Source organism: Kitasatospora sp. LaBMicrA B282 (genome assembly GCF_050325825.1).
In the GTDB taxonomy this organism is placed as follows: domain Bacteria; phylum Actinomycetota; class Actinomycetes; order Streptomycetales; family Streptomycetaceae; genus Kitasatospora.
On record NZ_JBNQTI010000117.1, the window covers coordinates 1 to 6,646 of the forward strand.

Consider the following 6,646-nt stretch of genomic DNA (forward strand, 5'->3'; position numbering starts at 1 on the left):
AGGTGAGCACCGGGGACGCCACCGTCGTTCGCGCGCTCAGCCGGGACTGACAGGGGGGTTATCCGTACCCCGGTTCGGTGGGCTGGCCACGTGTCCGGCCCCGACGAACTGCGGTTGGCTGGAGGGCAGCTGGTCGGTGCGGGGCGGCGCAGGTGGGCCACCCCGCAGCACCACGAGGATCCGACGGCACGTCGGCCCCCCTCACCGTGGCCGCCGCCAACGGCGGCTGCCACCTCCACGGAGCGGGCACCACCGCCCCAGGCCGACGACCAACGCTGGAGAAGAAGCATGCGCCACCCCTCCTCACCCCTGCGCGCCCCGTTCGGCAAGGCCGGCATCTGGACCCTTGCGGGCGCCTCGGCCGCGGCCGCGGCCACCGCCTGGTGGGTGACCGACTCCGCGCCGTACCCCTACGCGCAGCACCGACTGCTCGACCTGCCACTGCCGTTCCTGTCCTGGGAGCGGCTGGCCGAGCAGCTCCAGCCGCTGCCGGGCGAGCGGATGCTGGAGATCGGACCCGGCACCGGGCTGCAGTCGCTCCAGGTGGCGCCCCGGCTCGGCGCCGACGGCCGGCTGGACATCGTCGACATCCAGCAGGAGATGCTCGACCACGTGATGCGCCGGGCCGCCGGATCCGGCCTCGACACCATCGTCCCCACCCTGGCCGACGCGCGCGAACTCCCCTTCGACGACGCCACGTTCGACGCCGCCTACCTGGTCACCGCGCTGGGCGAGATCCCGGACGTCCCCGCCACCCTGAGCGAGCTGCGCCGGGTCCTCAAGCCGACCGGCCGCCTGGTCGTCGGCGAGTTCTTCGACCGCCACCAGATCCGCCCGGCGACCCTGGCCCGGCACGCCAACGCCGTCGGCCTGCACGTCATCCGGCAGTCCGGACCGGCCCTGGCCTACTTCGCGCTGCTGCGGCCGTGCACCTCGGGCTCCGACGGCCGGCCGCACGCCGGTGCCGCGGACCGGCGTGCGGCCACCATCGGCTCCTGACCGGGATTGGAGAACCGTCGTGAACAATCCCGAGATCCGGCGCGCGGCCCAGAGCGAGTGGGGCCCGCTCCACCGCCGGGCGCGCGCCCGGCTGCGCGCCAGGGGCGCCGCCGCACTGACCCTCACCATCGTCTCCAGCTGCCTGGTGCTGCTGTTCGCGGCGGTCGACGAGTTCCCGAGCGGGGCGGCCTTCGTCTCCCGGATAGGCGTGGTCCGGGCCACCGAGCCGTGGGACGTCGCGCTGCTGCGCTTCCCGCTCTCGATCTTCGTGCCGGCCCTGGACCTGCCGTTCTGGGGGGCGCTGGCCCAGGTGTTCGTGGTCTTCGCGATCGCCGAGCTGACCCTCGGCCCGTGGCGCACGCTCGCCGTCGGGTACACCTGCTCACTGGTCGGCACCTGCTACGCGCGCTTCGGGGTGTCCCGGCCGGCCGGCCACCTGCTCCACCTGCCCGCCGCATTCGCCCAGGTCCGGGACACCGGGCCGTCGGCGGCGGTGATCGGGCTGGGCCTGCTGGTCGCCTGGCGGTTCGGGGCACGCTGGACCGCGCTGGGCGTGGTGCTGCTGACGGCCGCGATGACGGCGGTGGACCCGGAGTTGGCGGGTTACGAACACCTGGCCGCGCTGGTGACCGTCGCCTTGCTGCTGCTCGCGGACGGGGTCGCCCGCAGGCTGGCCGCCCGCGGTGCGCACGGCTCCGCGGCCCGCCACCACTGGCTGGAGCGGCTCCGGGCCTTCTGTACCGACTAGTATGTACGGACAGGCCGGTCGCATGGAGAGGAACCCGAGATGCCCTTGGTCCGGATCGACGCCCTGCGGGTCGACAAGGCACGCCTGGAAGCGCTCGGCCGTGCGGTGCACGAGGCGCTGATGGAGACGATCGGCATCCCGCCGGACGACCTGTTCCAGGTCCTGGTCGGTCACGACGGCGTCAACAGCACGCTGCGCTACGGCGACTACCTCGGCGTGCACCGCGACGAGGGCATCGTCTACATCGCGATCACGCTGCGCGCCGGGCGGACGCCCGACCGGAAGCGGGCGCTGTACCGGCGGATCGCCGAACTCGCCGAGCAGTACGCGGGCACCGAGCCGCGGAACGTCTTCGTCACGCTGACCGAGAACGCGTCGATCGACTGGTCGCTCGGCAACGGAGTGGCCCAGTACGTCCCGTCGTCGACCGACTAGCATCCGGCACCCGGCCCCTTCGCCCACCGATCCTCGCCTAGTAGCTCCCGCTGCCCGTCCAGACGATCGAGCCGACCGCGTCGGCCTCCTGGATCTGGCCGGTCACGAAGGACCACGGAACGGTGAAGTAGCCGTTGTCGCCCCAGCCGGAGCCCCAGGAGTTGGCGATCTTCACGCCCTGGTCGTTGTAGCCGACGATGGCCACCTCGTGGCCGCCGAGGGGCTGGCCGGCCAGTTCGGAGTCGGTCGGGTAGTAGGTGTAGTCGGCGGCCTGGGCCGGGGTGATGTCCTCCAGGCTCTGGTAGACCTGGAAGGCGAAGACCACCGGCTCGCCCTGGGCGAGCGAGCTCTTGACCTCGTTGACCAGGGCGTTGCCCGTGTCCAGGGCGGTGTAGCCGGAGAGCTTCCAGTTGGCGGCGTTGGCCGTCTCGTTGGCGTCCGGCTGGGTGGTGTAGTCGAAGTTGCCCTGCCAGTAGTCCTTCTGGGTGTCCAGGCCCTGGCTGGTCAGGATGTCGAAGTGCTGGCTGGCGTAGCTGCCCTGGTCGTTGCCCTGGGCGATCTGCGCGTAGGTGTACATGGGCGCGTGCGGAGCGCCCTTGAGGCCCTGCTCGTTCTCCAGGATGGTGAAGGACGAGTAGTCGATCGCCCAGGCCACGCAGGAACCCACCTGGCCCTGGTCGCCGACCTGGGGCAGGAAGTTGCTCAGGTCGACGCTGGCCGGCACGTCCATGGCGCGGAAGGCGCGCGGGGCCAGGGCGGTACGGGTGTGGTCGTCGGCGGGGCCGACCAGGGCGCCGAGCGCGTAGTGGTGGTGGTGCGCCCGGGCGGGCGCCGCGCTGGCGGCCGGGACGGCGACCGCGCCGAGGGCACCGGCTATCGCGAGGACCGCGATGGCGCGGCCGCTGAACTTCTTGGGCACGGGTGTCTTCCTTCTCTCGTGGGGGAGTTGCCAGGAGGACGTGCGGGGTCGACCAAGACGTGCGGGGACGTGCGGGGACGTGCGGCACCGGCACCGGGAAGGTGCGTCGAGGGGTGCGGTGCGGGCGCCCGGCCGGCCGGCTCGGCCGCGACCGGAGGGGCGGTCGGCGGCACCGGCGGCGGGGCGTGTCCAAACGATAGGGCCGGCTGACGAGCACATGCCAGTTCGGTAACCGGACATGGCCGGAACCCGTCACTTCAAGCGGCTTGCAAGCAACGGGACTTGTCGCTGTAACAGGGACATGATCCGTCCACCGATGACCCTAGTGCCGGAGTCCGGTGAAGGACTGACGGTGGGTCACTCCGTCTGTGACGATAGGTCACTCCGTCCAGCCGTCCGCCGGGTAGTCCAGGTACCCGTGCACCCCGCCCGTGTAGTAGGTCTCGGGATCGGGCGCGGCCAGCGGGCGGGCCAGGGCCAGGCGGGTGACCAGGTCGGGGTTGGCGATGAAGTGGCGGGCGAAGGAGACGGCGTCGGCGGTGCCGGTCGACAGGGCGACACCCGCGGAGTCCCGGTCGAAGCCGTTGTTGGCGATCAGCGGGCCGTGGAAGAGCCGGCGGTAGCGGTCGATGGCCGCCAGGTCGGGGGTACCGGCAACGGCTCCGCCCGCGTCCTCGACGTCGCGGCCGCGCAGGTGCAGGTAGGCCACCGGGTGGTCGTTGAGGGCGCCGACCAGCTCGTCCAGTTCGGCCAACTGGCCTTCGTCGGCGGTGAACAGCTCGCCCGGCTCCAGGTAGGGCGCCAGCCGCACCCCGACGCCGGCCCGGTCCGCCCAGGGTTCGGCGGTCGCGGCCACCAGGTCCAGCAGCAGCCGGCGCCGGGCGGCGCGGGAGCCGCCGTACGCGTCGGTGCGGCGGTTCAGCCGGGGGTTGAGGAACTGGGCGATCAGGTACTGGCCGTGGGCCGCGAGCTCCACGCCGTCGAACCCGGCGCGGTGGGCGTTCCGCGAGGCGCGGCGGAACTCGGCGACGGTGCCGGCGATCTCGGCGCGGCCCAGCTCGCGCGGGGTGACGGTGGGCCGGAAGCCGCCGGGGGTGAACGAGCGCAGCCGCGGGTTCACCGCCGAGGGACCGGCCGGGCGGCGGCCGCCCAGGTGGTCCGGGTGCGAGGCGGCGCCGGTGTGCCAGAGCTGGGCCACGATCCGGCCGCCGAGCGCGTGCACCAGGTCGGTCACCCGGCGCCAGCCGGCGACCTGGGCGGCGGTGAACAGGCCGGGCACGCCCGGGTACCCGATCGCCCGCTCGCTGACCCAGAGGGACTCGGTCACGAGCAGACCGGCGCCGGCCCGCTGCGCGTAGTAGGCGGCGTGCCGGTCGGTGGGCACCAGGTCGGGCCCGGTGGCCCGGCAGCGGGTGGTGGGGGCCAGCACCACGCGGTTGGGCAGGGTGAGGCCGGCCAGCTCCAGCGGGCGCAGCAGCGGGTGGTCGAGGGTGGGGAGGGCGGCGGCGGTGGTGGTGGGCATGGGGTGCTCCTTCCGCGGGCGGGCGTCCGTCATCTGAGCGACGGAGCCCGGCCGCGGAAGGTGACCGGCCGCGGAAGGTGACCTCCCGGTCGTCGCAGCCGGTCAGTCCACGCAGGGGATCCCCTGGCTCGCCTGCACCGGCGGGCCCTGCATCGGCACGCTGGACGCCGGGTCCGACGGGGCGGGGGCGGCCGTGCCGCCGGTCGTCGCCGCGGGGTCGGGCGAGGCGGTCGGCGTGGGCGTCCCGCGCCCGGGCTTGGCACTGTGCGAGGGGGCGGACGTCGGCGGGGACGAGGGCGCGGACGGGGAAGCGGGTGCCGGCGTCGCCGTCGCTGTCGCCGTCGCGCCCGGCGGCCGGTCCGCGTCCGCATAGCCGAACATCGCCTTCACCACCCGCTGGTTGACCGCCGGGTCCACCCAGTTGACGTCCACCGGCTGTGCTCCGTCGTCCGGGATCACCACCCGCGGCGTCAGCGCCTTGACCGGCAGGGTGATGAACTCGACGTTCCCGCCGGTGAGATCGGGCGCCTCCTGGGCGAAGTCCAGGATGTTCCACTTGTCGTCGATCACCACGTCCTTCTTCACCGCGTCGAAGAGTTGCTGCATCTTCCCGAGGTCGCCGAAGAGGCCGTCCTGGCGCAGCTTGTACTCCACGGCGGAGATGAAGGCCTGCTGGCGGTGGGTGCGGTCGAAGTCGCCGCCGTGCAGGTTGTGCCGCTGGCGGACGAAGGAGAGCGCCTGCGAGGCGTTCAGCCTGTTGAGGCCCTGGTGGAAGTCGGCGCCGGAGCCCTGGCCCTCCTCGGCCGGGTCCTTGGTGTCCGCGTTGAGGCAGACGGTGATCGGCTGCACCACCTGGGCGATGTCGTAGAAGCCGACCAGGTTGATCTCGGCGAAGTGGTCGATCGGGACGTCGAGGAACTTCTGCAGCGTCTCGATGGTCGCCGCCCGCCCGGCGTCCCGGCCGGCCTGCTCCAGCGCCGCGCCCTTGAGGCCCTTGGCCTGCAACGCCGGGGTGACCTTGGACTTGGCGTTGCCGTACGCCTCCTTGATCTTGTGCATGCCCTGTTGGGAGCCGTCGCCGTTGTAGGTCATCACGTAGTCGTCGCGCGGGATGGAGACCGCCTCGACCTTGCCGCCGTTGGCCGGGATGTGCAGCAGGATCAGGCTGTTGGTGTTGTAGCCGCCGACGTTGCTGCTGGAGCCGGCGTGCAGTTCGTCCTGGACGAACTGGCCCGGCAGGTCGCTGCCGTCCATCGCCTTGCGGCTGTCCAGGCCGATCAGCAGCAGGTTCACCGAGCCGTCGAGCTTCTTCGGCGCGTCCTGGCGCACCTGGTCGAGCGCACTGGAGGTGGTCAGACCGCTGGTCAGGCTCTGGTAGCCGTACCAGGTGAAGCCGGTGGTGCCCAGCACGGCGAGCGCGACGATGCCGGACAGGGCGCGGCCGGCCAGCAGCACGGGCCAGCGGCCGGGACCGCGGCCGGGACGGGCGGCGGGGCGCGGGGGGCGACGACGGCCGCGGTGCTCAGCCACGTCGACCCCCGCGGCCCGCACCGGCCCGGAGCCCGGCGGAACGCCTCCCGGCGGCCCGCCGCACGGTGCGGATCACCATCACCAGCAGCACCGCGCCCAGCGCGCCGGCGATCACCGGGAAGGCGTGCACGGCCCAGCGGATCGCGCCGGTGTCCAGCGCCTTGCCGCGGTACGCGTCGCCGTGCCAGAGCAGTTCGGCACCCGCCGTCAGGCCGAGCACCAGCACCGGGGTGCTGGTGAGCACCCACCACCAGCCGGCCCGGCTGCACAGGGACGCCGCCAGCACGGGGCCGAGCACCGCACCGGCGGCGAAGAGGCGGCCGATGCCGTGGTTCAGCGTCTCGTCCAGCGCGGCGGCCAGCAGCGGCAGGCCGACGGCGCAGGCCAGCGCGGCCGCGGCCCGGATCTCGTCGCGGCCGGCCGGCTCGGGACGGCCGCCCGGGCCGGTCTGGCCGGTCTGGCCGCCCTGCCCGGTCTGGCCGCCCCGGCGACG

The 6,646-nt window shown here is 73.4% G+C and carries 7 protein-coding genes; 3 read left to right on the forward strand and 4 right to left on the reverse strand.

What is annotated here, in order from left to right; translation table 11 throughout:
* Positions 1–288 precede the first annotated feature (288 nt).
* From ACQRUO_RS27105 to ACQRUO_RS27115, 3 genes are read left to right on the forward strand one after another with little or no spacing between them, the layout of a single operon-like run.
* The gene (locus ACQRUO_RS27105) at positions 289–999 is read left to right on the forward strand and encodes a class I SAM-dependent methyltransferase (RefSeq protein ID WP_428318695.1); all 711 of its coding nucleotides are present in this window, start codon (positions 289–291) and stop codon (positions 997–999) included.
* Between the two features lie 19 nt (positions 1,000–1,018).
* The gene (locus tag ACQRUO_RS27110) at positions 1,019–1,747 is read left to right on the forward strand and encodes a hypothetical protein (RefSeq protein WP_428318696.1); all 729 of its coding nucleotides are present in this window, start codon (positions 1,019–1,021) and stop codon (positions 1,745–1,747) included.
* Positions 1,748–1,786: 39 nt separating this feature from the next.
* On the forward strand, positions 1,787–2,182 hold the full coding sequence (locus tag ACQRUO_RS27115; RefSeq protein WP_428318697.1) for a tautomerase family protein: 396 nt from the start codon (positions 1,787–1,789) through the stop codon (positions 2,180–2,182).
* 37 nt (positions 2,183–2,219) lie between these two features.
* Here the strand turns inward: ACQRUO_RS27115 and ACQRUO_RS27120 are convergent, their stop codons facing one another.
* From ACQRUO_RS27120 to ACQRUO_RS27135, 4 genes are all read right to left on the reverse strand, one after another.
* Positions 2,220–3,101 carry a C1 family peptidase gene (locus ACQRUO_RS27120; RefSeq protein ID WP_428318698.1) on the reverse strand — a complete coding sequence of 294 codons (882 nt, stop codon included), beginning with the start codon at positions 3,099–3,101 and terminating at the stop codon, positions 2,220–2,222.
* Between the two features lie 379 nt (positions 3,102–3,480).
* Positions 3,481–4,623, reverse strand: a complete 1,143-nt coding sequence (locus tag ACQRUO_RS27125) for an alkene reductase (protein ID WP_428318699.1) — start codon at positions 4,621–4,623, stop codon at positions 3,481–3,483.
* A 102-nt stretch (positions 4,624–4,725) separates the two neighbouring features.
* Positions 4,726–6,153, reverse strand: coding sequence for an LCP family protein (locus tag ACQRUO_RS27130; RefSeq protein ID WP_428318700.1), 1,428 nt, complete (start codon positions 6,151–6,153; stop codon positions 4,726–4,728).
* The coding region (locus tag ACQRUO_RS27135; protein ID WP_428318701.1) for a DUF6542 domain-containing protein at positions 6,146–6,646 on the reverse strand (501 nt) is incomplete at its 5' end. The genes ACQRUO_RS27130 and ACQRUO_RS27135, both read right to left, overlap by 8 nt.

What these genes read in the sequence shown, in the direction of transcription:
- ACQRUO_RS27105 (WP_428318695.1), top strand. Translation starts at nt 289, where the DNA reads ATGCGCCACCCCTCCTCACCCCTGCGCGCCCCGTTCGGCAAGGCCGGC.
- ACQRUO_RS27115 (WP_428318697.1), top strand. Translation starts at nt 1,787, where the DNA reads ATGCCCTTGGTCCGGATCGACGCCCTGCGGGTCGACAAGGCACGCCTG.
- ACQRUO_RS27125 (WP_428318699.1), bottom strand. Translation starts at nt 4,623, where the DNA reads ATGCCCACCACCACCGCCGCCGCCCTCCCCACCCTCGACCACCCGCTG.